The sequence below is a fragment of the Paenibacillus sp. NPDC057934 genome (assembly GCF_042887565.1).
Classification (GTDB): Bacteria; Bacillota; Bacilli; order Paenibacillales; family Paenibacillaceae; genus Paenibacillus_AQ.
In genome coordinates, this window is record NZ_JBHVPB010000011.1 from 34953 (window position 1) to 61132 (window position 26180).

General features: G+C 43.4%; 17 protein-coding genes. 4 read left to right on the forward strand and 13 right to left on the reverse strand.

Annotated elements, in window-relative coordinates:
• Positions 1–89 precede the first annotated feature (89 nt).
• Positions 90–1079 carry an L-glyceraldehyde 3-phosphate reductase gene (gene mgrA / locus ACFVRY_RS23630; protein WP_387502752.1) on the forward strand — a complete coding sequence of 330 codons (990 nt, stop codon included), beginning with the start codon at positions 90–92 and terminating at the stop codon, positions 1077–1079.
• A 265-nt stretch (positions 1080–1344) separates the two neighbouring features.
• Here mgrA and ACFVRY_RS23635 read toward each other — a convergent pair whose 3' ends face one another.
• From ACFVRY_RS23635 to ACFVRY_RS23650, 4 genes are all read right to left on the reverse strand, one after another.
• On the reverse strand, positions 1345–3996 hold the full coding sequence (locus tag ACFVRY_RS23635) for an S-layer homology domain-containing protein (RefSeq protein ID WP_387502753.1): 2652 nt from the start codon (positions 3994–3996) through the stop codon (positions 1345–1347).
• 113 nt (positions 3997–4109) lie between these two features.
• On the reverse strand, positions 4110–5570 hold the full coding sequence (locus ACFVRY_RS23640) for an O-antigen ligase family protein (protein WP_387502754.1): 1461 nt from the start codon (positions 5568–5570) through the stop codon (positions 4110–4112).
• A 49-nt stretch (positions 5571–5619) separates the two neighbouring features.
• Positions 5620–6348 (reverse strand): ZIP family metal transporter, encoded by a 729-nt coding sequence (locus tag ACFVRY_RS23645; protein WP_387502755.1) that lies wholly within the window; start codon positions 6346–6348, stop codon positions 5620–5622.
• 86 nt (positions 6349–6434) lie between these two features.
• Positions 6435–6956 carry a GNAT family N-acetyltransferase gene (locus ACFVRY_RS23650; protein ID WP_387502756.1) on the reverse strand — a complete coding sequence of 174 codons (522 nt, stop codon included), beginning with the start codon at positions 6954–6956 and terminating at the stop codon, positions 6435–6437.
• A gap of 381 nt (positions 6957–7337) precedes the next feature.
• On the opposite strand from ACFVRY_RS23650, the gene ACFVRY_RS23655 reads away from it, so the two are divergent.
• The gene (locus tag ACFVRY_RS23655) at positions 7338–10394 is read left to right on the forward strand and encodes an S-layer homology domain-containing protein (RefSeq protein ID WP_387502757.1); all 3057 of its coding nucleotides are present in this window, start codon (positions 7338–7340) and stop codon (positions 10392–10394) included.
• An 82-nt stretch (positions 10395–10476) separates the two neighbouring features.
• On the opposite strand, the gene phnE (ACFVRY_RS23660) is transcribed toward ACFVRY_RS23655, so the two are convergent.
• From phnE (ACFVRY_RS23660) to ACFVRY_RS23675, 4 genes are all read right to left on the reverse strand, one after another.
• On the reverse strand, positions 10477–11280 hold the full coding sequence (gene phnE / locus ACFVRY_RS23660) for a phosphonate ABC transporter, permease protein PhnE (RefSeq protein ID WP_387502758.1): 804 nt from the start codon (positions 11278–11280) through the stop codon (positions 10477–10479).
• Positions 11277–12068, reverse strand: coding sequence for a phosphonate ABC transporter, permease protein PhnE (phnE, locus tag ACFVRY_RS23665; protein ID WP_066377459.1), 792 nt, complete (start codon positions 12066–12068; stop codon positions 11277–11279). The genes phnE (ACFVRY_RS23660) and phnE (ACFVRY_RS23665) overlap by 4 nt, the downstream gene beginning before the upstream one ends.
• Complete coding sequence (gene phnC / locus ACFVRY_RS23670; RefSeq protein ID WP_387502924.1) at positions 12065–12853, reverse strand: phosphonate ABC transporter ATP-binding protein; 789 nt, start codon at positions 12851–12853, stop codon at positions 12065–12067. The genes phnE (ACFVRY_RS23665) and phnC overlap by 4 nt, the downstream gene beginning before the upstream one ends.
• A gap of 111 nt (positions 12854–12964) precedes the next feature.
• Positions 12965–13948: a phosphate/phosphite/phosphonate ABC transporter substrate-binding protein gene (locus tag ACFVRY_RS23675; protein ID WP_066377456.1), complete on the reverse strand. Its 984-nt coding sequence runs from the start codon at positions 13946–13948 to the stop codon at positions 12965–12967.
• 172 nt (positions 13949–14120) lie between these two features.
• Here ACFVRY_RS23675 and ACFVRY_RS23680 point away from each other — a divergent pair, with 172 nt between their 5' ends.
• The gene (locus tag ACFVRY_RS23680; protein ID WP_387502759.1) at positions 14121–15716 is read left to right on the forward strand and encodes a bifunctional metallophosphatase/5'-nucleotidase; all 1596 of its coding nucleotides are present in this window, start codon (positions 14121–14123) and stop codon (positions 15714–15716) included.
• A gap of 432 nt (positions 15717–16148) precedes the next feature.
• Here ACFVRY_RS23680 and ACFVRY_RS23685 read toward each other — a convergent pair whose 3' ends face one another.
• The gene (locus tag ACFVRY_RS23685) at positions 16149–17918 is read right to left on the reverse strand and encodes a M3 family oligoendopeptidase (protein ID WP_387502760.1); all 1770 of its coding nucleotides are present in this window, start codon (positions 17916–17918) and stop codon (positions 16149–16151) included.
• A gap of 189 nt (positions 17919–18107) precedes the next feature.
• Here ACFVRY_RS23685 and ACFVRY_RS23690 point away from each other — a divergent pair, with 189 nt between their 5' ends.
• Entirely contained in the window at positions 18108–19097 is a 990-nt protein-coding gene (locus ACFVRY_RS23690) for a hypothetical protein (RefSeq protein ID WP_387502761.1), read from the forward strand.
• A 348-nt stretch (positions 19098–19445) separates the two neighbouring features.
• On the opposite strand, the gene ACFVRY_RS23695 is transcribed toward ACFVRY_RS23690, so the two are convergent.
• The 4 genes from ACFVRY_RS23695 to ACFVRY_RS23710 form a co-directional block, all read right to left on the reverse strand.
• Positions 19446–19697 (reverse strand): hypothetical protein, encoded by a 252-nt coding sequence (locus ACFVRY_RS23695; RefSeq protein WP_387502762.1) that lies wholly within the window; start codon positions 19695–19697, stop codon positions 19446–19448.
• 481 nt (positions 19698–20178) lie between these two features.
• On the reverse strand, positions 20179–21450 hold the full coding sequence (locus tag ACFVRY_RS23700) for a restriction endonuclease subunit S (protein WP_387502763.1): 1272 nt from the start codon (positions 21448–21450) through the stop codon (positions 20179–20181).
• Complete coding sequence (locus tag ACFVRY_RS23705) at positions 21443–23071, reverse strand: HsdM family class I SAM-dependent methyltransferase (RefSeq protein ID WP_387502764.1); 1629 nt, start codon at positions 23069–23071, stop codon at positions 21443–21445. Before ACFVRY_RS23705 ends, ACFVRY_RS23700 begins: the two co-directional genes overlap by 8 nt.
• Positions 23068–26148: a type I restriction endonuclease subunit R gene (locus ACFVRY_RS23710; protein WP_387502765.1), complete on the reverse strand. Its 3081-nt coding sequence runs from the start codon at positions 26146–26148 to the stop codon at positions 23068–23070. The genes ACFVRY_RS23705 and ACFVRY_RS23710 overlap by 4 nt, the downstream gene beginning before the upstream one ends.
• Positions 26149–26180: the final 32 nt, after the last annotated feature.

Below are 26180 nucleotides of genomic sequence, written 5' to 3' on the forward strand. Positions count from 1 at the left end.
TCGCACCGTGATCTATGCTTTTCGGAGTCGATTTATTACGAAGGATCTCAAGTAGATCAAGCTTCATAAACCATTTAGGAGGAACATTCATGTACAATGCCAGCCCTACCCGATACGACAGCATGACATATAACCGAACAGGTAAAAGCGGTCTCCGTCTTCCAGCCATTTCGCTTGGCCTTTGGCATAATTTTGGTGGAATCGATGCCTTTGAGAACGGCAGAGCCATGGTCAGACGCGCCTTCGATCTTGGTATCACCCATTTCGATCTTGCTAACAACTACGGACCGCCTGCTGGTTCTGCGGAAGAGAGCTTCGGCCAGATTCTGGCCAAAGACTTCGGCGCTTACCGTGATGAGCTGATTATCTCTACAAAAGCAGGTTATTATATGTGGCCAGGTCCTTATGGGGAATGGGGTTCCAAGAAATATCTCGTCTCCAGTCTCGATCAGAGCCTTAAGCGGATGGGCCTGGATTATGTAGATATTTTCTATCATCACCGCCCAGACCCTAACACACCACTGGAAGAAACAATGGCTGCACTGGATCTGCTTGTCCGTCAGGGCAAGGCACTGTATGTGGGAATCAGTAACTACAATGCGGAAGATACCCGCAAGGCTTCGCAGATTCTGCGTCAGCTCGGAACTCCATGTCTGATTCATCAGCCCAACTACTCCATGTTGTCGCGCTGGATTGAAGATGGACTGCAGGATGTGCTGGCCGAAGAAGGCATCGGCACAATCGCTTTCTCGCCACTGCAAAAGGGTATTCTGACTGATCGCTATCTGAACGGCATTGCCGCCGATTCCCGGGCAGCCGGACCAAGCGTGTTCCTCTCCGAGAATGAAATTACCGAAGAGGTTCTTGGCAAAGTACGGAAGCTGAACGAGCTTGCTGCCGCACGCGGCCAGAAGATGTCACAGCTTGCCCTCTCCTGGGTTCTTCGCGGCGGAAGAGTAACCTCTGCCCTGATCGGTGCCAGCAAAGTTAGCCAAATTGAGGATGCCGTAGCCTCCTTGAACGCGCCTGAGCTTAGCGCGGAAGAGCTGGAGCAAATCGAGTCCATTCTACGCGGATAATTGCATACAAGCGTTCCAAAAAGCGGCAACTGGAGCCGGGTAGCTATACGCTGCACGGGGATTCAGTTGCCGTTTTTGTTTTGAGACTTACATAACGAAGGGGCTTAGCTGATAAGCACAGCCCACATACCACCAACCGCCATCATTCATTCTTTTGTTGGGGCGGATCATGCCAAAGAAGATGCCCTTAAAGCTCATAGCTTTGGGGACATCCTCTTGTTTATAGCATAATTCAATTCATTCACGCCTGAGCGTGAGCGGTGGGCTACAGCTTGGAGATTACCATAACCGCTTCAGCGCGAGTAGCTTTCTTATTCGGCTCAAGCTTATTATCGCTGCCCTGAACTAATTCTAGTTTATGGGCAGCCGCTGCATAAGGCTTGGCCCAAGTAGATATTTGTGCCTGATCAGCGAACGGTATTCCTTCATCTCCTACATTAAAAGGCAACATATATTTATACGCATAGGCTTTCATCACCATAACGACCATCTCCTGACGTGAGATTGGGCGCTCTGGTGCAAACAGTATTTCGGACTGTCCACTTGCAATCCCCGTCTCCACTACGGCGGCTACGGAATCGCTATACCATTTGGTAGAAGGTACATCGGTAAAGTCAGATGCACCGTAAGCTTTCAAGTTCAGCTTGCGGGCAATGAAGGTAGCAAATTCCGCGCGTGTCACTGGCTGATTAGGCGAGAAGCGGGTATCGCTTGTTCCTGTTGCCACATGCTGGGCAACCATGGATTTGATCGCAGGTGAAGCCCAGTGGCCGGCAAGCACATCCGTGAACGACTTGTCATATTGCAGAACGGCGTATTTGCTGAAATGACTGACATCAATCGTCAAATACCCATCACTTAGCCGTCCCCCCAAATATTGCATTCCGCCCAGTTCATTCAGATAATAAATACCCGTGAGATTAGGATTGCTGCCTTCTGCAACTTTGAGCTTCAACGTTACCGGATAGCTGAACTCACTAAGTTTACTTTCCTTTCCATCTGCTGTGATAAGCGACAGCGTAATATTGAAAGCTGCGCCACTAGGCGTGATGACTGTATTAGCAGACTGCGAAGCTGCTCTGGCTGTATCTTCGGCAAGCTCGGTACTGCCGATCGGAGTGAATCCTACTGAGATTCTTGAAGTGTTCAATTGCGCTGCAGAAACCAGGGTTTTTAGTTGTTCAAGCACCTGTCCAGGAATAGCCAGTGATATATCGTCTTTCTCAATGACCAGGGTGTTATCCTTAATTAATAGTTCTCCGTTTGCTGGCAACAGAAGCTGCTTGATATCCTCGGCAACCGGTACTTTGACCTTGCCATTCTCGCTTCTTAACACAACACCCAGGGTCTTGGAGATCCCATCCTTATCTACTAACGTTGCTAACAGCGCCGGACCAGTAGAAGCCGGTTCCAAGGTTGTAGATGCTGGGGCCGTTACACCGCCGCCGTTACCATTTCCAGGGCCTGGTCCCCCCGGTCCTTCTGTACCACCACTTCCATCAGGTACCTTCGGTACAGGGAAGATAAAGGACTGAAGCGAACGACCACCGTCCTTATTCACAGCTGCTACATTGACATGATACGTCCTCCCGTTGATCAATCCGTCAATGAAGAAGCTGGTCTTCTGAATCGGAGATTGCGTAAGCAGCTTGCCATCTAGCCATACCAGATATCCAGCCAGATCCTCCTCCGTATTATTGTTCCAAGTCAAGCTTAGCGTCCCGTCTCCTGGAGTAGCTCTCAAACCTGTAGGAGGTTCTGGAAATGTACCGATGAACGCTTCTATAAATGCTTCGAATCTATAGCTCACAGCATGTTCAGGCAGAGTTTCCACATAAAGATCAATACCCGCGCTTCTTGTGTTCACCTTAGGTAGGGCGATCTCATCGCCCGATGCTTGCTTGGATAGACGGAGCGTATAGGTTGCTCTGCTATCTAATACCTGTTGGAAAGAAAGGCTAATGGTCTTATTCTTGGGCGTTAATCCTCTCACGGGGATCACCGTCCCATCCGATTTTACCAGTTCGAAATCACTTGCTTGAATAGCACTATAGTTGAGTATATAAGGTACGGCATTATACTCGTAATCAAGCGCATCCGTGAACTTCAGATCCAGATAGAATGCATCTGTAGAGACACCTGTCAGTTGGTCCCAGCTTGGCGTGAAGGATACGATGCTATCAAGTGGCTGGAGCTTCGTTCCTGGTTTGGCTCCCCCATACTCTGCCCTTGCCTCCTTCATCAAGCCCGGAGCTCTCATCATATACGGCGCCGACCGTTCCGTCTCATGACCCAGCCAGTCCACAGCACTTACCTGAAATTGATGAAAGGAATGGTATGGAAATACAGGAAGCCGGTCATATCGTTCTGTTATCGGAAACATAGAGTTGTCACGGGTTGAGAAAACAAGCTCGTTATTGTCGTATACATTGTAATGGGAGAAGCCAAATATCCCGCCCCTGTCTACTGGTGACCAATCCAGAAAAAGATGAGTACCGTCATTATAGTAATCATATTGAAAATTTCGATAGATGTCGGGAGCACGAAACAACGGGGAGAAATTGAAGTCATAGGTACTTCCCGTTACGCTGGCCGGTATCAGGCTCTCATCCCCCGCCCTGACCTTGATGTTCCAGGGAGCCAGTCCTGTTCCGATCTGCCCATTCACATTCGCCCAGAAGATATTGGATGAAGAGGAATGATACACGGCTCCCACCACGTCAGAAGAGACGGGAATCTCTTGTCCCCCCAGATCAAGACTCAAAGAAATATCCCTCTGATCAGAATAGATAATTCCCGAGATCTCCCCGGTTGCCGCATCATACTTTAATTTGAGAATGCTAGCCGCATATGTTAATACCGGAGCGCTCAGAGCCAGCAGCATGACAACTGCCAGAGAAACGCTGATTTTTCGCATAATCTTGTGCAGAATAATTCCTCCTAAAAATAGATATCTATGTATTGGAAATCTTTCCCCATAATAAGATGAATTCCAACAAATAACAATATATATTTGGTATAGATACATTCCTATTTCTGACTTTTCTCCACCTTTTTCAGCATCTCCTGATACTTCTTGTTAGTGGGAACCTTCGAAGCAGCGATTCTAATCTCTTGAACTGCTTTTTGCATCGTATTCTCATCCCCTTGGGACTTTGCCAAACCGGAATAAGCAGCCGCCATTTGGTAGTGTACCTCATGCGACCAAGGCAGTATTTTCTCTGCCGATTGCAGGCTTTGCAGCGCACGGCTCCACTCCCTCCGGGCACTTGCCGCTTCTCCCTTGGAGATCAACATATATCCTGCCGTCATCCAGACAAAAGTGCAAATAGCGATAAGACAAGACAGAACGACTGTAGTAGGTTTCAGGCCGGTGAGCATGATCTCTTTTCCTTTGTATCCCGCAAGCTCCATTTCGGCCAGTAGCATCACAAACAAGCCAAAGACCAGCGGATAGGCCAGGTCGATGTCAAAAGCAAGATGGGCGCAGAAGAGCACCACTGCCAGTATACCGCTTAAGCCTTCCCGTCCCCGGCGCCAGCTGGCTCGGAGCGCAGTTAAGATCATGGCCATAAATGCCAAGGCTCCGGCAATGCCTGTATCCAGAGCCATCTGCAAATACTGCTGATGCACATATTTTACGAAGACAGAGGGATACAGCACGGCCCAGCCGCCCCCGCCGGTACCAGTCAGCCAATGCGCCTTCCACAATCGAAGGCCATCACTCCAATAGATACGGCGCAGAGAGAACTCTGTCGCGTTCCAGCCAATGCTTCGAATGCTTCCAGCACCGCCATGAAGAACACCAACGACAATCGCGGTCAGCAAAATCACAAGCATGATAATTGTTCCCCACACAGCCCCCTTGCTTCTTCTATTCAAAAATAAAAGAAAGGCCATTCCGGCAGCCACAAGAATTAATACAGCCCTTGAACCTGACAACAACAGCCCACACAGTTGGATGGCCATCAGCAGCCAATATCTCTGCTGACTGGACCGCCTATAAGCATGCCAGCCAGCAGCCAATCCTGCTGCCATCACGACAGCGTACACATTGGCATAGCCCAACGTGGATTCCAGCCTGCCCTCGCGAAAGAGGCCGAAGAAGAGCCCCCAAAGTGTAAGTCCTGCACCACTCCAGGACCATACCGCCCAAAGCCGATCCCGCTGAAGACTGGATAAGCTTGTGAACAGTAGCGTAACCGGCAGCGGCAGCGACACTTTAACCGCCTCCAGTATGGCTTGCTCAGGGTCAGCGGCATGTCCTACAGACAGCCAATATAAAACCATAATAATCAGTAGAAAAATATGCACCGGCAGCAACGTAAACTTCTTAACTCCTACCAGATATACCGCGGTTACAGCATAAAGAAACGCAGCTAACGCCAAAAAGGAACGGGGCTCGAAAAAACCCGCTCCAAGCATTCCGACAATAATAAATAATAGCAACGTGTAAAACGGCATTGTTCTCGTTTCATATGTGGTCATCATAAGTGTTCTTTTTCGACAGACTTTACCAATAATCCTTTATCCCACCCTATTAGAAAATCTGTGTGATATACACCATGATTAGAAGGCCGATAATGAACGAATAGGTCGATGAACGCTCGTAGCCATGGCCGTGGCTCTCCGGGATTAGTTCCTTGTAGACAATAAAGAGCATCGCTCCCGCAGCAAAAGCAAGACCGTAGCCGACTACATTCTGCATCGAACTGGCCGTAAAATAACCGATCACCGCCGATACCATCTCCATGAGTCCAGTCAAAGCGGCAATCCCTAAGGCCTTCCACCTGCTTGTCCTAGAATTCATCATAAAAACAGCCAGAATCAGCCCTTCCGGGATGTTCTGTGCACCGATAGCCAGAGCAACCGTGGGCCCAAGGCTAGCCTGCTGGCTGGCATAACTGAACCCAGTACTGAGTCCTTCCGGGATGTTGTGGATAAAAAGCGCGATGATGACGAGCAGTGCCTTGGAATCCATATTGGTGTAGCCGGGCTTGTTCTCCACATCAATGTGGGGAATATGGCTCTCGATCAAGTCCAGCAGCAGCACCCCGGTGATCAGTCCAAGGGTTAAGGATATGATCCCCGACTCCTGGATTGCCTGAGGCATTAAGCCAAAGGTGGCAGCAGATACCATGATTCCGGCTGTGAATGCGACCAGCACATCCTTCCATTTCTCCGATAGCCTCTTCACGAACAGAATAGGAATTACGCCGAGTACAGTCGCCATTGCCGATAAAAAACTGCCTAGAAGCGCAGTAGCCAAGTCTTCAACTCCTTTGGGACAAGTCGGATAGACCAGCATATGCTCTAGACAGCAGTATTATTACCAATATTGTTGACGCCTCGGATTCAAACCGTCTTCCGCTCACTTAAATCCAGGCTCATAAGTTCATCGTCGTAGTAAGTTTCACCGATCTTAAGCGCCTTTTTCTCCTTGCCATAGTAAGTGAAACCCAGTGACTCATACAGCCTTACCGCCGCTTCATTTCCAGACATCACAGCCAGGTTCAGAATTTCCACACCCTCAAGCTGCGTCACTCTGGCGATAAGTTCCTGCATTAAAGTAAAACCGAGACGAAGCTTGCGGGCTTCCGGGCTCACATACACCGCTACTACGAGACCTTTGTGCTTGATCTTCTCTCGGTTCTCCCGAATAAAAGTCACTATACCTGCAAGTTCACCATTATCGGTAAAAGCTCCCAGAGTGAATCTATCCTGATCGTCCTGCAGCCTTGTCTGCACCATCGCCAGCGACATATCCTTTTCATCTTCATAGCTACTTAAAAAGGCCTCGGGATGATCTCTTAATGCTCTTAGCCGAAGCCTCTGATAGGTCTCAGCATCGTTGGAATTTAAAATGCGAATAACCAAATCTACCACTTCTCCTTCATAAAGTTACACTCTCCACTTCTTAATCATGCTCAATCTGCTTCTATGATGCAAGTAAAGAAACAAAGCTCTAATACTCTGCAAAAATAGAATAGATTATAAAAATTCCATATTTTCGCAAATGCGAAGATCTTTGATTCAAAAATACTATTTTTATACAAAATGTTACTTTTTCCAACCTGAAGTGATTTAATTGTGATTGACTATGTCGAATTAATTAGTACTTTTTTAATTAGGAAAAGGGGGGAATTAGTCGCAAGGTTATATATTTTGACTACACAAACTTAAATGAGGGCTGGTGCGTAAGTGCGTAGAAAGAACAGATTGCAGAAAAATACTTTTATTGTCTTGTTATGTCTAATTATGAGTTTTGGAACAATGAGTCAAATCTTTGCCGCCTCGGTAGACACAGCTTCTAAAAAGAAAGACACGGCTGGTCACTGGGCTGAGAATGTGCTTAACCAATGGCAAGATCAAGGATTGTTGAAAGGCTATGAAGACGGATCACTCAAACCGGATCATAAGATCACACGCGCAGAGTTCACCGCTTTGGTGAATAAGTCTTTCGGCTATAAAGACTCAGGCTCCATTTCTTTCAAAGATGTCAAGTCATCGGACTGGTTCTATGAAGAAGTTGCCAAAGCGGTCTCCGCGGGATACATAAAGGGATACTCGGATCAGACTTTTAAACCAAACCAATCGCTTACCCGTGAAGAGATGGCTACTATTGTTGCCTCCTTACTGGAATTAAAAGAGTCTTTGGTTCCTCCATCTTTTAAAGATCTGCTTGTTGGTCATACCTGGAGCAAAGGAAGCATCGCCTCCGTTGTTGAGGCAGGGCTAATGGTTGGCAGTGATCAGAATTTCAGACCACTTGCCAACGCGACAAGAGCTGAAGCAGTCACAGTACTAGATCGGGCGCTGACATTCCAGAAGAGCAAAGAGACCGTTGTCTATGACAAAGCTGGAAACTATGGCCCTGATGCTGGAATGAATACGATTAACGGCTCCGTCTACATTGATGCACCTGATATCGTACTGAACAATACCATCATTAATGGCGATCTCTTTATTCGGGAGGGCGTCGGCAAAGGTGATGTATCTTTGAAGAACGTCACAGTTAAAGGCACTACTACTATAACCGGCGGCGGAAGAAACAGTATACATATCGTGGATTCTATCTTGGTAACCGTTATAGTAAATAAAAAAGATGGCAGCATCCGTATTGTTACTGAGGGGAATGGCTCTGTGCAGCAAATTACCCTGCAGTCTGGGGCATTCCTAGAACAAGCCGGCACTAACGGAGGATTCGGGATCGTCAATCTCTCCAACATCATTCCAAGTGGCGCACAAGTTTCACTAGCAGGAAAGTTTGAAACCGTAGATATATTCGCTACTTCCATTCAGGTTAATCTGCTTTCTGGTTCAATCCAGAACCTTCAGGTAGGATCTGGCGCCTCCAACACAGGAATTGACCTTGCCAGTGGAACAAGTGTAAACCAACTGATTCAAAATGCTATTCCGAGAATTACAGGTCCAGGATCCATTGGTGCACCTGTAAGCAATACAGGAAATCCATCCGGTGGTAATGCTGGGACTCCATCTGGAGGCAATGCTGGAAACCCTGGCGGTGGATCGAATGATGGAAATCCAGGGACTCCTACGAGCCCTACGAACCCTGGAAATCCGGGAACTCCTACAAACCCTGGGAACCCCGGTACTCCTACGAACCCTGAGAATCCCGGTACTCCTACGAACCCTGGGCACCCGGAGACTCCTACGAACCCTGGGAACCCCGGTACTCCTACGAACCCTGAGAATCCCGGTACTCCTACGAACCCTGGGAACCCGGAGACTCCTACGAACCCTGGGAACCCCGGTACGGTAACGGATACCGTTTATGGTTTTGAAGGAACCATCACAGATGTTAACGATCAGCCTGTTACTGGCATGACCATTCATTTCCGTAAAGGTCTCGGATCAATGACTGGCGAAATCACAGGTACTGTTGTAACTGATTCAAACGGACGTTATTTTGCCAACCTGGCTCCTGGAATTTACACTGGTGAGTTGGTAAAACAAGGATTCATAACAACCTATGTGGTTGGCGTCTCCTTGACAACTCATAAGAATTTAGGGCAGGATGCAACTGCTATTAAAATTCCTGCGGCTGATGAAATTCGTATCGTCTTAACTTGGGGATACCAGCCGTTTGATGAAGATTCACACTTGGTGGGACCAACACCAAATAATCGCTATTTCCACACTTGGTATAGCGACAGAAAATATGAATACAACGGCCAGCTTTATGCCGATTTGGATCATGATGATGTAGACTCTTATGGCCCTGAGACCACCACCATTCGAAAACGTATAGACGGGACCTATACTTTCTATGTTCATAATTACAGTGGCAACGGGCCCGACAATTCGAACACCTTGGCCGCATCAGATGCTAAAGTGGAAATCTACAACGGTAATAATGCTTCTCCGGTGAAAACCTACCATATTCCTGCTGGAGAAGGAAAAGAGCGTTACTGGTACGTCTTTGACATGACTGTAAATGGCGCCGAACTGACTTTTGAGGATAAAAATGAGCTCACAAATAGCAAACCAAAAGCTGATGCAGACTATGATAACAGACCTATCAGCCGTACTCCATATTATCAAGACATCTATATGGAGAATAACCCTGGAGCTAACGACACTCTGAAGGTACGCGGACTTTCTGTAGGAGATATTGTCACGCTTTACTTGGAAGGTAGCCAAACCAGCTCTGATCCAGTCGGGCCGGGTTCAAATACTGCAGAGTTGAATAATCTCGACTTCGGAGTAGCGGGTAGCACTGTGTCACTGTCAGTGACTAGTCGTGGATCCCGTGAAAGCAATCTGCTGCAAGTCGAAGTATTGTCGGAAACCAACTACGCAGAGCTCAGTACCAGCGTTAAGGATGCTTTTTCAGACCATGCAGTACCAGCTACATTGTCTGTTGGAGAGGCTGTTTATCTTGCAGACCCACTGAAGCCACTCCCAGAAAATCTGAAGATTAAAGTGCTGGGAATAGAGCCAGTAAGCACTGTAAACCAGGCCGTATATTTGGAGAAAAATTTTTACGACGGAATAATACTGGCAGCATATAACGGCAGCAAGAATCCTGCACAGTATAAAGTAAACCTTGAACTGAGACATGGATCTTCTGCCGTGAATAAAGAGTTGATATTGACCGTTCCAACCGTATATTCCGCTTTAACGCAAAGTCTAGCGCTTGCAAATCAATTGCTGGACAGCGGCCTTAACGATAACAGATTATTGCACGCCCGTGATTTTGCAGATCAGGTTCTGCAGGATCAAACAGCCTCTACCTTCGATTACATTGATGCACTTATTGCATTAAATAGTGTGTTGAAAGGGCTAATCTAAGCTGCATAAAACCGTAACTAAAATAAACAAAACTCACACAGATTTCAATTTGTGTGAGTTTTGTTTTGTATACTATTTATGTTTACACTAGCTTTTTACGAATCGTACCTGAAATAATATCTATCACCGTAATCATTACAATAATTCCGAGCAGAATAATACCTACACGGTCCCAATTCCGCGCTCCAAGCGCGAAGATTAACGGCGTACCAATTCCCCCCGCACCGATGACACCAAGAATTGTAGCCGAACGGACGTTGATCTCGAACCGATACAATGTATAAGAGAGGAACCCGGGTAGCACCTGAGGCAACACCGCAAACCACAATACCTGCATGCGACTAGCACCCGAAGAGATCAGCGCTTCCAACGGTCCACGATCAATATTCTCGATTTCGTCCGCAAACAGTTTCCCCAGCATTCCTATTGAGTGCAGTCCCAGAGCCAGCACACCGGCGAAAGAACCCGGGCCTACGGCCTTGATGAACAGCAAAGCCATAACAATCTCGGGAAAGGTACGAACAAAGCTCAAGATCAGCTTGCCGGAACCCGAGATTACTTTTCCCCGGCTCATATTCACCGCTGCCCAGAAAGCAAACGGGATACAAACAAATGTAGAAATAAACGTCCCTAGCACTGAAATCGCTAGTGTCTCTAACAATCCGTGCAGCAGGTCCTCACCGTCCGGCAAATAAACGAATCCCCAGTCCGGGGAGAAGATTCCGCTAAAGATCGCCTTCGTAATCACCCCGGCCGTCTCCTTGAATCCGTTAAACGGAACACCTGAAAAAGCCCAAATATAAATTGCGGCCAGCGCTACATAAATCAGCCAGCGGAAACGGTTCTTTCGTGGTTTGGGAACAATCTCACTCCATGGTTTACTCATAATAATTTCTCCCGCAGCTTTGTACTTGCATAATCAATAATCAACACCACTGCCAATGTGAACAGGATGATGGTGCATGTCTTGTTGTATTCCAGAAAACCTAGTGTAACCTCATAGTAGTGGCCGATCCCTCCTGCTCCTACCAAACCAAGCACAGCCGCTGCACGGACATTGATCTCAAAGGCATACAGCACATAAGACATGAAATGCGCTTGTACCTGTGGAATCACACCAAAGACAATGCGCTGAATTTTGTTCGCCCCCACGGAAGTCATGGCTTCCAGCGGTCCTTGATCAATGGTCTCCAGCGCCTCATAGGTAAGCTTAGCAATCAACCCGAGCGAGAAGACCGTTAAGGCGAATATCCCCGGTAGTGGCCCTAGACCAAAGATGGCTACAAAAATAGAAGCTAGCAGCAGATCAGGGATCGTGCGAATCAGATTCAATAGCAGACGGACCGGATGATGCAGCCAGCGGCTAACAGTGATATTGCTTGCACTAAGCAGCGCCACCGGCACAGCCAGAATAGCACCTAGTGTGGTGCCAACCAGCGCCATCCGGATCGTCTCCAGCATCGCATCCACTATTTTTTCAAAATAGGACCATTTCGGCGGGAACATCTCCTTCAACAGGTCCAGCATGTTGGGTAGACCCGACACCAGCTCTCCCAAGCTGGAATCTGTCAGCACAGCGCTTCTCCACAGCAGAATAATCAAGATCGCCGCCGTAAAATAGTGCTTCAGCTTCCTCGGTGCTTTCGGCCGAAGTTTCTCCGTATTGGTACTCATGACACGGGCACCTCAAGCGCAGACTCGTCAAGCAGCTCGTCCTTCTGGATAGGCCGTCCATAGATTTCTGCAAACTTCTCATCCGTCGCTTCCCACACCGGTCCGTCGAATACGACCTCTCCGGCCCGCAGCCCGATGATTCGGGTCGCGTATTGTCTCGCCAAATCAATAAAATGCAGATTTACAATCGTCGTGATGCCTAGCTCTACGTTGATGTTCTTCAGATCATCCATAACCTGCTTCGTCGTGAGCGGGTCCAGTGAAGCTACAGGTTCATCGGCGAGAATTACCCGTGCCTCCTGCGCTAGCACCCGGGCAATCGCCACCCGCTGTTGCTGTCCGCCCGAGAGCTGGTCTGCACGTGAGTAGGCCTTCTCGGCAATATTTACCCGATCCAGCGCCTGAAAAGCCAGTTCGATATCGTTTTTCGGGAAACGACCAAGGATCGTGCGCAGCGTAGAATGATAACCAACTCGTCCCGCCAACACATTACGCAGCACCGAAGTGCGCTTCACAAGGTTGAAGCTTTGAAAAATCATCCCGATGTCCCTGCGGATCATCCGCAACCGGCTCCCCTTGGCTTTCGTGATAGATTGACCACCGATGAGAATATCGCCTTCCGTAATGTCATGCAGACGGTTGATGGAACGCAGCAGTGTTGATTTACCCGCACCGGAGAGTCCCACAATTGCGATAAATTCGCCACCCTTGATGGTCAGATTAATCCCGTTCAGGCCCTTGGTGCCGTTCGGGTAGGTTTTGGATACATTACGAAGTTCTATCAATGGAATCATTCCTTTATGTTATATCGAATAAAAGAGATAGCCAGACCGGGGCAAACGCCCGGACCGGCTATCCTCATGTCTTATCAGTAAGATTGTTGTGAAAGACCCGACCTACTCTGTTTTAACCTTCTCGTTGTATTCGCGAACGATATCGAATTTGCTGTCATCGGATTTTACATATCCTTCGTGGGAATAAATATCCTTGATGATCTCATGACCTTCTTTGTCAGCCACAATATCGATGAAGGCATTCTGGATTTTCTCCACCCACTCTTTATTCATGTCGGAGCGAACCGAGATGGTGTCATTAGGGATCTTGTCCGTAAAGGCCAGTACCCGAGTGTCTTCAAACACTTTCGGATAGTCTTTCAGGACGATGTTACGGGCATCCTGGAAAATAGCAGCGGCATCAACATCGCCGTTCAGCACGGCCAAGACGCCCTGGTCATGCCCCTTCACTGTGATCGCCTGAACATCCTTCAAGGGGTCAAGACCTGCGTCCATCAGCGTCGCAGCCGGCCATACAAAACCAGCAGAAGAAGTTACGTTCTGGTAAGCAATCTTCTTCCCTTTCAGATCGGCAACGGTTTGGATCGGAGAATCTTTTTTAACAATGATCATCGATTTATAGAAATCCACCAGTTGATCGGTAGGTGCGCCTGTATCATCGTTCACCCCGAAGCGTTGTGCTTGCAGGATAACTTCAGCAGCGCCTTTTTCCTTGGCAAGAACATAAGCAGTTGGCGGCAAGAAGCCTACGTCCACTTTCTTAGAAGCCATTGCTTCGATCACGGTGTTGTAGTCAGTGGAGATGCTAACTTGGACAGGAATTCCAAGTCTGTCGCTCAGCAATTTTTCTAGAGGCTTGGCTTTGGCTTCGAGCGTATCCGCATTCTGAGATGGTACAAATTGTACTGTCAGCTTCTCGGGAACATAGCCTTCCGCTACTGGAGCCGTCGTTTCCTGTGGTGCATTGGTAGCATTAGCCGATCCTTGGTCTGCGGAGTTGGCCTGGTTCGTGTTGTTGGATCCACAACCACTAAGTAATGCAAAAGACATCATTAGCGGCAAAACGAATTTACTGATTTTTTTCAACCTTAAGACCTCCAGATTTGTCTATTTTTTGTACTTCTAAACTATAAAGGGATTCTGTTAAAAGTAAGGGGGCTGATTGTCAATTCTCCGTAAAATCTTCACCCAACCTCTTAAATCCACTTTTATTTCTGTTAGAATGATAGCGAAATGATCTTGGGGAGGCCTATTACTAATGAAAAAAAACGATACTATCACCTGTGAAATTCTCGTCACGAGTGATCTGCACGGCCATATCCAGCCTGTCGATTACCGGACCCGCGAGGTGCGTAATCAGGGCGTGGCCCAAATCGCCACCCTCATCCATAAGGAACGACTTCATACGCCTGAACTGCTGCTGATCGACAACGGTGACCTTATACAAGGTACGCCGCTGGCCTATTATTCAGCCACTCAAGGCAAAGAGAACTACCATCCGGCAATTGCAGTTCTGAATGAACTCCGCTACGATGCGGCAGTTTTCGGTAATCATGAATTCAACTTCGGGATGGATGTGCTCGGCAAAGCTGTGCAGGATTCCAACTTCCCGTGGCTCTCGGCGGGGATCACTCATAGCGAAACTGGTGAACCGGCCTTCGGCAAGCCCTATATTGTAAAATGGATCGATCAGAAAATCAAAGTTGTGATCCTTGGCGTAACTACTCATTATATCCCCCATTGGGAGAACGCTCTCCATCTTGAGGGATTGGAATTCCATGACGCCCTTGAATCTGTGAAAAAGTGGTGTGCGGACATTCGGACTAACGAACAGCCCGACCTTCTGGTCGTTTCGTATCATGGCGGGTTCGAACGGGATCTGCAGACCGGGGAACCTACAGAAAGACTTACCGGGGAGAACCAAGGCTATGCGATGTGTATGGAGATTGAGGGACTAGATGTGTTGATTACCGGTCACCAGCACCGTTCCATCACCAGTGAAATCAATGGAGTAACTGTAATTCAGCCCGGCTTCAACGGGGAGTCGCTTGGCAAAATCACAGTCACCTTCACCGAAGTAAACGGTAAATGGACACTTCGGGACAAGCAGGCCGAATTGCTATCTGTAGACTCCACTATTCCTGTGGATGAGCGCATTATTGAGCTGACACGAACCGTTGAAGCTGAAACACAGGTCTGGCTTGACTACACCGTGGGACAGGTTCAGGGGGACCTCTCCATCGCTAACGCTGCCGAATGCCGGTTGTCCGATCACCCGTTCATTGAATTCATGAACAAGGTGCAGATGGAAGCCGCGGGCGTGGACATTTCTGCAGCACCGCTGCTTCGCAACGAGTGCAGAGGTTTCGATAAGACCATTACACGCCGTGACATTCTGGCCAACTTCATTTATCCCAACACACTAACCGTGCTACGACTGAAAGGAAGCGATATCCGGCAGGCCTTGGAGCAGACCGCGAATTACTTCCAACTCGATGCAAACGGCCAGCTTGAGATTAACCCAACCTATATCGAGCCGAAGCCGCAGCATTACAATTATGATATGTGGGAGGGCATTGAATACGTTCTTGATATTGCCCGGCCTGTCGGCGAGCGGGTGACCCTTCTGAACTACCATGGCAAGCCGCTGGACAATGACGGGGATTATGATGTTGTTATGAATAACTACCGTGCGGTCGGCGGGGGCGACTACGAGATGTATTTAGGTAAACCGGTCGTCAAAGAAATTCTCACCGATATATCGGAGATTGTGACGCATTATATTGAGCAGAAGGGGCATATTGAAGCCACTTGCGACGGGAATTGGCGAGTGATTGTGGGAACTGGAGAGTGAGAACTGGAGAGTGAGAACTGGAGTGTGAGTGTGAGAACTCACGAGGTGATGTGACTGCGTTCAGCATGGTCGTAGACTAATAGACTAATGCGTCGAAAAGTTCAACTTTACACGATAGGGCATTGGAATAACGGGAACAACTCCTGTTATTTTGATTAAATATTCTTCTTTTCTAAATGTAACTGGAAAATATCCTGTTAATTACCTCATGACTAGACCATATTACGGATAAAAGAGGTTTTTAACAGGATAGATTCCATTTATTCATGCCAAATAAGATAAATTGAAACAATTAACGGTATGTTTTCCTGCTATAAAAGCCTTTTCAAACTCGAGCGTGGACTCAGGCGAATGTTCCGGTGAAGCATGGACCAAATATAAATGAAGACGCTAATAGTAATAGCGCACTAATGAATACTTCTCCATCCCAATTTAAGCCCTCCGGATAAACTCTACAATATCTTCCTCTATCAGACTGAGCGCCCCTCTCCAGAAATCAACGGCGTGAACATTGATGCCCATTTTGGCGGCCATATCAACGATGTTATGCTGGCTTGTAGCACTCAAGAACAGACGATACTGAGTTGCAAAATCCTCTCCTCTTTTCAAGTACTCCGCATAAAGACCCTTGGAAAACAACAGGCCGAATGAATATGGAAAGTTCAAAAATTCATTCCCTGACATAAAATACCCCACTTTGTTCAGCCACATATACGAATGAATCGTGTCCGGATCAATGCTCTCCCCATAAGCTTCCAACAGACATGTAAGCATTAGCTCATTAAGCTCCTGAACAGGCACCGTTCCTGATGCCCTGCGCTCATACAAACGTACCTCAAATAAATATCGGGCATAGAAATCCACAAGATAATAGCCAGCGTCAGAAATACTTCTCTCCAGAATCGGCACAATCTCTTTGTCTTTCGCACCTGCAATTAATGTCTGGTTGACCAATGTCTCACAAAAAATCGAAGCCGTCTCGGCAATCGGAATCGGATAATCCGTATTCAGCATCGTCTCACCCGCCAGGCAGGAGCTATGATAGGCATGACCAATCTCATGAGCAAGCACAGCAATATCCATTGAATTCCCTGTGAACTGAGTCATAATTCTGCTTTCCTGAATCGGAAAAATATCAATACACATTCCGTAGCCGCCTTTTCCAGCTCTCGGCTCCGCATCAATCCAATGTTGTTCAAATACCTTCCGGGCAAAGTCGCCCAGCTCCCCGCTAAAGGTTCCGAAGCTAGATACTATGGTGTTCTTTGCGTCTTCATAGGAGATACCACTCTTTTCTTCATCCATTGGCGCAAAAAGATCATAGAAAGGCAACTTGGCTGAATGTCCCAGCAGTACCGCCTTTTTCTCATAAAATTTGTGAAAGCTTGGCAAGCTTTCTTGAAGTGCCGAGAGCATGGCGTTCAATGTTTCACGGTCCATTCTTGAAGCTATCAGTACCTTGTCCAAAGGTGAAGTGTATCCCCGCATTCCGTACACTGTTAGCGCCTCACCACTAATTCCGTTGATACAGGCCGCACAGATTTGGGCAATTGATTTATAGGCCCCAATCTCTGCCTCATAAGCTGCTTTTCTTACCTTTGGGTTGTGATCATAAGCCATGCTTCTCAGTTCCGCCAGTGTTGCTTTACGCGCCCCATCTCCCGTTTCAAGTTCTGCAAGCACGCTCGAAGCTGTCTCCATATAAAGCCTTTCCCAGGCTTTGGACCCGGTGCTCTGCATTTTGGCAATAGCTGCCTCCACTTCTTCATTTAACACAAACCTCGATTGGCCCAGCACTTCGCTTAAATAAAAATGATGCTCCAGTAGATACGCTGAGCTTCCGGCAAGCTCATCCAAATTCTCACAATTAGCATACCAGCGTTTAAATCCTGCAAGGAGACCTACAATTTCTGCATTCGCATTTTCAATATCATCCAGAAGATGTATTGCCTCCTGACTGCTACCGTCAGCGCTGAGAACCAGCTCTGCGTAGGCCATCAGGCAGACATATACACCTTTATATTGATTATATATCCTCAAATAAGCTTCGGTTGCAGCAGGTGTAGGCCCCGCAGTATGCAAATTTGCCATAGCCCACTCTTTTAAGTCTTCTATATATTGCCCCAGACGCCTGCGATCTTCTTTGAGCTTGTCGGACTCAAAAGAAGGATACAGGCTATCCAGATCCCATGTCATATTCATTGATGAATCTCTCCTTAGTACAGTCATATATGTTCAGTTCAATTCCCCAATAATACCAGTAGTCTATATCATTTTTCATTATTCTTTTTCACATTTTCCTATAAACTCTTTATTAGGAATTTTAAAGTATAATATGGATTAATTTTGAATTAACTAAAATTTATCACTAAATGATTACTGGAGAATAACATGAGAAATTTCACAAGCAGCACCGCCAAAAAAATATTGGCCAATGAAATTAGCATGGAAGTATTATTACAACAATATCCGGAGTATCAAGAAGGGGTCCTGCTAGAAATTAGCGCGCTAAAAAATAGCAGAGAGTCACAGCTTATTACGGCCATCCTTGATAAATATACGGTAAGCGCAAAGATTGCTCATACTAAAATTCAAAAAAGCAGGTTTAATGAAACAACAATAAATGCATTTTTGCCAGATGTGATTAAAGCCCGATTTGCTATTTATCTGCTAGAGCAGCTTAATATCGCTATTTCATCCAAAACCCTAGAGAACAATGTAAAGTTCAATCTTTGGGACGGCACTATATTGCAGAAGCTTTTATTCAGAAGAGGTCTTGAGAGGAAGCCCGTCTCACTGGGACTTTTCAAGTTTTGGTGGAGGTTTGTCATCCATAAGAAAATATTAATGCCTCTGGTCAATAAAAAAGGAATCTATTGTTTCTATTCGCGAGCGTTCATCAAAGAGCTTTCAAGTCTGATCGGTAACCAATCCTGTCTTGAAATCGCTGCCGGTGACGGCACCTTGACTAATTTTTTGAAGAGTGAGCATATAAACTGCCAAGCTACCGATGACTATAGTTGGAGCCATTATATAGCTTACCCCTCCTTTGTGGAAAAAGCGGACGCCAAAACGGCCCTGCTCAAATACACTCCCCAGGTAGTGCTATGTTCTTGGCCTGTACCTAAAAACGCATATGAAAAACATGTATTCAAGACACCCTCAGTTGACCTATATATCGTTATCGGAACAAAGAATCCCGCATTTACCGGAGATTTCGACGCCTATTATAACGCTGATAAGTTTACTATGGAGCTAGACGAGAAGCTTTCTTCTCTCATACTGCCCCCGTCGGATGAAAATGCTGTTTATCTTTTTAGGCGAAAAAGGAACTCTTCTGCTAACCTTCCGGCCGTACCCATCAAGGCGGGGCTTGAGTAATGGCTTTACTCTTATACGGCTAAAAAAGGATTGGTCGACCTTTATTACAGCATGTAGCCCATTCCTTATACAGCGAACCGAACAATGTCTAGAAAATTGAATTCATTAATTTAACCGACTCAGGGAGCCCCTTCGTCCTAACTATTATTCTTAATCCTTATCTCTCTTCTTTAAGTATTTGTTCCAGCATAACAAGCCCACTACTATTAAAAACAATATAAGCAGACCATAGATTAGTGGCTCCAAATGCGCAACGATAAAATATGTACTTCTATATTGATAATCTTCATCTGCTAAAAACATGTTATATCCCCTTCAGTCGGCACTTTGCATTTAGCGCTAAATTGTTCACACTTCAAAAGACAAGTAAAACAAAGCTATGCCTAACACAATAACTCCGCCAATTATCATTTCAATACCTTTTCTGTTTCTCAGATAGCGATATCCGCCGATAGATATAAGCGCTCCAGACATCAGTACGATCATCAAGGATAGCTGTTCCATATTCGTATCATCATGATCTTTGATTAATAACGAAAGGACTATAAGAATAGTTGCCACACAAAAGTGGACACCAAACTCTCTGAATATTTTTTTCACACTAACACTCCTTATGTAAAATGCCCTACCATTACTGGCAGGGCAGGTTGCTTCTGTTGCATTTATTCTACTGGATGCTGGTATGATCTGTAAACCAAAAGCATTATCAACAATGACGATCCTAGCCGTACTACTGCCCAAGATGCATTTTTAAGACAGATTCCAAAGTTCGTGAAATACGAAAATAGAATGAAACCATTCACGAAATTGATGGCTTCAAAGTTTTTGGGTACCCTTATTTCCCAAAAAATAAAAACCCTTGAAGAGCCCATAAAACCAGGCCCCTCAAGGGTTTTATATAACTTATTACATCATGCCGCCCACGACACTCGATGAGTTTTATGTGTTTTTTCATGATTTTCAATTTTTTATGTCCATAAAATATTGAAGAATCGTCCATTATGTTCACTTCCACTTATGAGTACGTTGAGTTAATGGTCAAATAGTGGTCAATGTCCTTTACCTGTATGTTTAAATATTGTTACCTAAACTTTACCTGCCCATTTATGAGCATAGGAAGCAACCAGTCACGAAGTCCTGTAAGTTCATTATTCTCCAATTCAAGTGTGCTTTGTCTTTCAAATATTGAGCTGACTTTTTTAGTATAATTCGAAATAATACTTTTCGGGGGTAAAGTGATTTTGATAGTTTTCAACACACTTCCAGATACTTCTTTGAAAGTTGACCCAGATGCATTTTTAATAATTTCCGGTAAAGAGTTTTTAATTGCATAAAACATAAAGGGTGTTGAATAATTTTTTTTCGGTACAAACGACTTGAAACCCTGGTTAGTAGTTACTATACCATTAGCTACTGCCATATATCCTATTGGTGCTCGAGAACTCAAAAGAACTGTACCTTTAGGCATTATCTTAAGTGAAGCGGCTTTAATACCTAAATCGCTAACATCTAAATTCCCTCTGACTATAAACTTATTTCCAAGATTCATTGATAAATCCCTAGGGGTAATCCAAGCTGTACCATTAGAACTAAAGTAATCTGAATTCTTTTTAGAAGGAGTACTACCACCAATTATATCACCAATGTCAGAAAGTGTACCATTAGACCATCCTTCCGGAATTTGTTGCTTTAACGTTTCATTCCAAACCATTTTACCGCCACTTGTTTTGTAGGGTTTGCCTTCTTCATTAGGAAAATCAAACTGAACAAACCAGTAGTCGTAAATAGTTTTTGCAAGGCTTTCAAGCTCTTTATTTATTTTATCATTTAATGCTTTCTTTTCTTCTAAATTATATAACAAATTACCTATTTGCACTTGTGTTTGATAATCTGGAAGTTGAACTTTTATATATGAGAATATATTTTCATTAAAACTAGCTCTTAACGTCATAGTTGCATTGTTATTAATTATTTTTCTAAAGTACTCACTTCTAAGATAAAATCCCATAAATTTATCATACGTGATATCCTTTTGAATAGGTCTTAATCTTTTGGCAAAACCACTAAATGTAGCCTTAGGATAATCTTTTAATGATACTGAACTCATAGCCAGTTCACCTAATGTTTCACTTGTTCTTGTTAAAAAAACGTCGCCTTTTCTAATGGAATAATTTTCTTGTTCCTCCTTTGAAGTGTTCATAGCATCTGGTAGTTTATCAGGAAGGAAATAATTATTAAATATAGTGCTAAATGATAAAAATGGCGAACCATAACCTGCTTGTTCAGGTTTACTTGAAATCCCAGAACTCATCTTATATAATTCATTAAATTTATAAGTTTTCAACCTAATCATACTTTAGACCCTCTAACTGCTTTAAAATTTCTGTATCTAAAGAAGTAGATTCTGAAAAGTATCCGTTCAGCTTTTTTTTAATTTCTGATACTTTATTCTCGAACTCAACTGAAGTTATATCAATATAATCCATCTTTATATCAAAGTATTGACCCGCACTAAATGAATAGTTTTTCTCTTTAATCTGTTCATAAGAAACAACTACAGAAAAATCTTCCACTACTTCATAATTATTAAACGTGTTGATAATTGAATCCTCTTCCACCGGTGAAAGCAACGTTTTTTGATTCTTCCCCTCTTTTACAGTTATACCAAGTCTTGAAGCATCCATCAGCACAATATCACCCTTGGTATTCCCTCTATCTAAAAACAACACCGATACGTTAGTACCCGTGGTTGCAAATATATTGCTTGGCATTGAAATCACACCCCGAAGCATTTTCTGCTCTACTATCTTTTCGCGAATTTTCTTTTCTATGCCACTTTGTGCTGTAATAAATCCTGTAGGTACTACTATGGCAGCCTTTCCTTTCGAAGAAGATAAAGAAAACATAATGTGCTGGATAAATAGCAAATATATAGACATCTTATCTTTATCTTTTTTAGGCACGTTGGGTATACCTGCAAAAAAACGATCATGGTTCTGCTTTGTATCAAGGTCATTTTTATAATCGCTAAAATCCAGCTTAAAAGGAGGATTAGAAACAATGTAATCGAAGGTCATCAACTTATCACCTTCTTTGTGATAGGGCGAAATCATTGTATTTCCTTGTATGATATTTTGTATAGAGTGTACTAAGTTATTCAAAATCAGATTCAAACGCAGCATACTGCTCGACTTCTGCGAAATATCCTGTGAATAAATAGTACAACGGTCTTCACCAATGGCATGTGCCAAGTTCATCAGTAATGTTCCCGAACCAGCTGAAGGATCATAGCAAGTTACATTGCTCACTGGTTGATCTACCAATATAGAAGCCATAATTTTTGCTACTGCATGCGGTGTGTAATACTCTGCATACTTGCCCCCACCATCCTTGTTGTAATCTTTAATCAAGTATTCAAAAATGGTAGAGAAAAAATCGAACTTCTGATTGAAAGTTTTCTCAAAACTAAAATTCACCAACTGATTAATTATTGCACGGCAAAAGTTATCTCGTTGAGAGCTGTCAGTGATATAATTGCTCAATTCATCAAACAAAGTAATTTTTGCTCCTGTACCTGTTTTTACTGAAAAAATGTCCTTGTTGAAAAAGGCTATATCACGGAGAGTATCATCAAATAATTTAGCAAACTCTTCAGAAGCCTGTTTGTTATACAAATAAGATAAATAATGCTCCCTTTTTAACTTTGCACTATCTGGATTCATTCGAAGAAGTAACATCTCATATTGGTCGTCAGAATATTTTACTATTTCCTGTTCCCAATTCTCTGAACTTCTGAGTTTGGGCTCAAGCTCTTTTACCTCATAACCAAACTTATCATTCATAAATTTATATAGAAACACTTGGGTGATGATTTTAAATTCATTCCCATCATTCCCCAAGCCATAAGAAGTACAAACCCCTTTCAGGTTATCAATTAGATCTTTTGTTTGCTGTGTAAAATCTTGTGTCATCATGCTGTTACTCCCTTGTATTCGTTCACATATTCTTTTACCAAACAGTTGTTAATGTATTTAGCAGATTCAGGATTTAACTCGATACTAGTTTTGATAAAACTTCCAATAACCATTTGAATCATCAGCTTATCAAAATAACTCTCGTTATCTAGTAATTTAGTATTAATCAGTACTTTCTCGTCAGCGTGTTTCTTTATATCTAATAACGACTCACATATTTCGCTTTCCCTTTTAGAAATGCTTCCCTTTTCCAAAACGCGTTTATGGATTCGGGCATATTTAACATCATTTTTATATTTCGCTTTTAGCAAGTTATTTTTTCGGTTGAGCTCAGTTATTTTATCATATATTTGCTGCAACGAACCAATATTACTTTTCATATCATCCTGCGAAATTTCACTTAGATTCTTTTTCGCAAACAAACGTTTCAGTTCCTCGTATAAAGAAACGAATTCCGGGTCATTTTGGTCAAAATTAGAGGCAAGTGCTTCACGGGTTTTGCGAAGCGTATCTTTAAGTTGATCTGCAATTACTAGTTCATCTTCTGAGACTTTTCGAAACATAAACAGCACATTTTCTAAAGCGACATTTAGTAGATTAGTGGTATCCGTGCTATTCTGTAAAGATTCCTTAAGATTCAGCAATTCCAAGTGTCTCGTAGCTTCGTTATAAAGCTGATTTAGTTTTTTAAAGTCAACTTTCTCCAATAGATCTGTATGATCATATACACGTATCATATTGTAAAGATTTTTTGTGTTCTCTAAAACCCTTTTTATTTCTAGAACTTTTTTCCGGTCTTCAATTTGACTTATTTGCTGTGAGAATATTTCCGCATTATTTAAATCAAAATGAAAAAGCTTTTCCTTTATCTCCTTTATTTCTTCTTCAATCTCTTCTCTCGATTTAAACAGGTTGGAATAAGTATGCATTTCATCACCAAGCTCTGCTTGTAACTCATCAAAATATGCTTTATTGGTAGCATCAAACTCTTTACGTATGTCTGCAAAGTCAACGACAAATCCATATTTGAATTTTTTATACGGTCTGTTCACCCTCGTTAAGGTTTGTAATAAATTGTGATCTTTGATAAGTCGTCCTATATATAGTTTCTTTAATCTCTTGGCATCAAAGCCTGTAAGTAACATATTATAAACGAAAAGAAAGTCAATCTTACCTTCTTTAAAGTCGTTCACTTCTTGTTTTCGATCCTCTTTAGTCCCTACATCATGTAATATTAAGGAGGCTGTTAGGGCTTTGTTTTGTCTTCTCTGATAATTTCCATATTCAGCAACTTGCTCAGCGACCATTAAGTTAGGTTGTACTGGCACTACTGTTTTTTGGGTTGGATTATACTTACTGATGAAAATCTCAAATAATTTTCTTGCTTGGTCAGCACTATCGCATACAACCATAGCACCAATTGTATGGTCACCGAATCGTATTCTACTATTCATGAAGTCTTTAACAATGTAATCAATCATGGGTTCAACAAACTTCTCGTGGGCATAAATATAGCGCTTGTCTACATCACCCTTAAGGATTTCAACTTCTTTTAGCGCCTGCTCTAATTGAATCTTAAAATTCGTCTCAATGCCTTCGCGTACCAACTTTAGTGTATAACCATCAGCTATCGAGGCATTGTAATAATATTTGTGAATATAGTCTCCAAAGGTATCACGAGATCGTCTATCTCTTCCAATAAGAGGAGTTCCAGTCAGACCTATAAGAATAGCATTTCTGTCAGAATTGTAGAGGTTAGCTAGAAAGCTACCTGTTGGATTATAACTTCGGTGTACTTCATCCAAAAAATATACTCTTTGTGTGTTAATATCATAGTAATTATTTTCCAGTATATCAGTATCATCATAAAATTTCTGAATGTTGACAACAGTAATCTCCCGTTTTCCACTCAAGTTATGAAGAGCCTGTTTTAATCTAAAGTTTCTAACCAACTCATCTTTTGAATCAACTGTATGAACAATTAAACCACGACTTGAAAATTCCCTTTTCGCTTGGTTCATTAGGTCAATGCGGTCAACAATAAAATAGAATTTAGGTATGATTCCCTTATTTTGAAAATAATCCGTTAAGTAATGAACATTGTAGAATGATAGTGCCGTCTTTCCGCTCCCTTGAGTATGCCAAATAATCCCTTTCTTTATTCCTTCTTCAAGATTCCTTTCAATCGCTTTTGTCGCAAACAATTGAGGATAACGCATTATATGCTTCTCTAATCCTGTTTCGCTTTTCACATAAGCAAGACTATATTTTAACAACATAGCAAAACGATCTTTATAAAATAAAGATGTTAGTATCCGATTGGTTGGCGTATTTATTTCTTTATTAGTAATGAATTCTGGAGAGTGCTTAATTGATGAAAGGTTGTTATCCATCAACACAAAATTCTCTAGTTCATCATCTTCTTGTCTTAGTAGTGTTGAACAATCTAACTCTTCTTCCTCTTTGAAACTATTAAAGTTAGCATTAGAATAGGAGACGGTAGAGTAGAATGCTCCCTGTATAGGTTCAATTGATCCCAGATCATATTCCATATTATTCGAAAAAACAAGGACTTGCGAAATGTTGATAAATTTTCGAAACTTACTATTTTTAAACCTTGTGTTAATTCTATCCCTTTCAGCAAGAATTCCTTCGTGATTATTCGGCTTTTTAACTTCAATAAATGCAAGAGGCATACCATTTACTAATAATGTAATATCAGGTCTAAATTCATCATCGCCATTTTTATACGGCAGCTCTGTAACTACATGGAATGAATTATTACTAAAATTTTTGAAATCAATAAGCTTAATTCCTGCTGCAGAAGTGAGCATATTGTAAAAGGCTTCTCCCAAGTCTTCATTATCTAAGGCTAATGACACATTCTCAAAAACCCTTGTTACGTCTATATCACTAATGTCAGAATTAATACGATTAATGCTATCATAAAAAATATCAGTAAAAATATTGGTGCTTACATCCCATTTGGCCTTCGACAATGATAAATAGTTGTATCCTAATCTGTATAAATGTAATATAGCCGGTATTTTAACTCTTGTATTTTCATTAAAAGCCATATTAATATTCCACTCCTTGAAATTTTATATCT

Coding starts and splice junctions, on each gene's coding strand:
- ACFVRY_RS23710 (WP_387502765.1), bottom strand. CDS start 26,148: ATGGCTTTTAATGAAAATACAAGAGTTAAAATACCGGCTATATTACAT.
- ACFVRY_RS23690 (WP_387502761.1), top strand. CDS start 18,108: ATGAGAAATTTCACAAGCAGCACCGCCAAAAAAATATTGGCCAATGAA.
- ACFVRY_RS23685 (WP_387502760.1), bottom strand. CDS start 17,918: ATGAATATGACATGGGATCTGGATAGCCTGTATCCTTCTTTTGAGTCC.
- ACFVRY_RS23680 (WP_387502759.1), top strand. CDS start 14,121: ATGAAAAAAAACGATACTATCACCTGTGAAATTCTCGTCACGAGTGAT.
- ACFVRY_RS23640 (WP_387502754.1), bottom strand. CDS start 5,570: ATGATGACCACATATGAAACGAGAACAATGCCGTTTTACACGTTGCTA.
- ACFVRY_RS23635 (WP_387502753.1), bottom strand. CDS start 3,996: ATGCGAAAAATCAGCGTTTCTCTGGCAGTTGTCATGCTGCTGGCTCTG.
- phnE (WP_387502758.1), bottom strand. CDS start 11,280: ATGAGTAAACCATGGAGTGAGATTGTTCCCAAACCACGAAAGAACCGT.
- ACFVRY_RS23700 (WP_387502763.1), bottom strand. CDS start 21,450: ATGATTAGGTTGAAAACTTATAAATTTAATGAATTATATAAGATGAGT.
- phnE (WP_066377459.1), bottom strand. CDS start 12,068: ATGAGTACCAATACGGAGAAACTTCGGCCGAAAGCACCGAGGAAGCTG.
- ACFVRY_RS23655 (WP_387502757.1), top strand. CDS start 7,338: ATGAGTTTTGGAACAATGAGTCAAATCTTTGCCGCCTCGGTAGACACA.
- ACFVRY_RS23705 (WP_387502764.1), bottom strand. CDS start 23,071: ATGATGACACAAGATTTTACACAGCAAACAAAAGATCTAATTGATAAC.
- mgrA (WP_387502752.1), top strand. CDS start 90: ATGTACAATGCCAGCCCTACCCGATACGACAGCATGACATATAACCGA.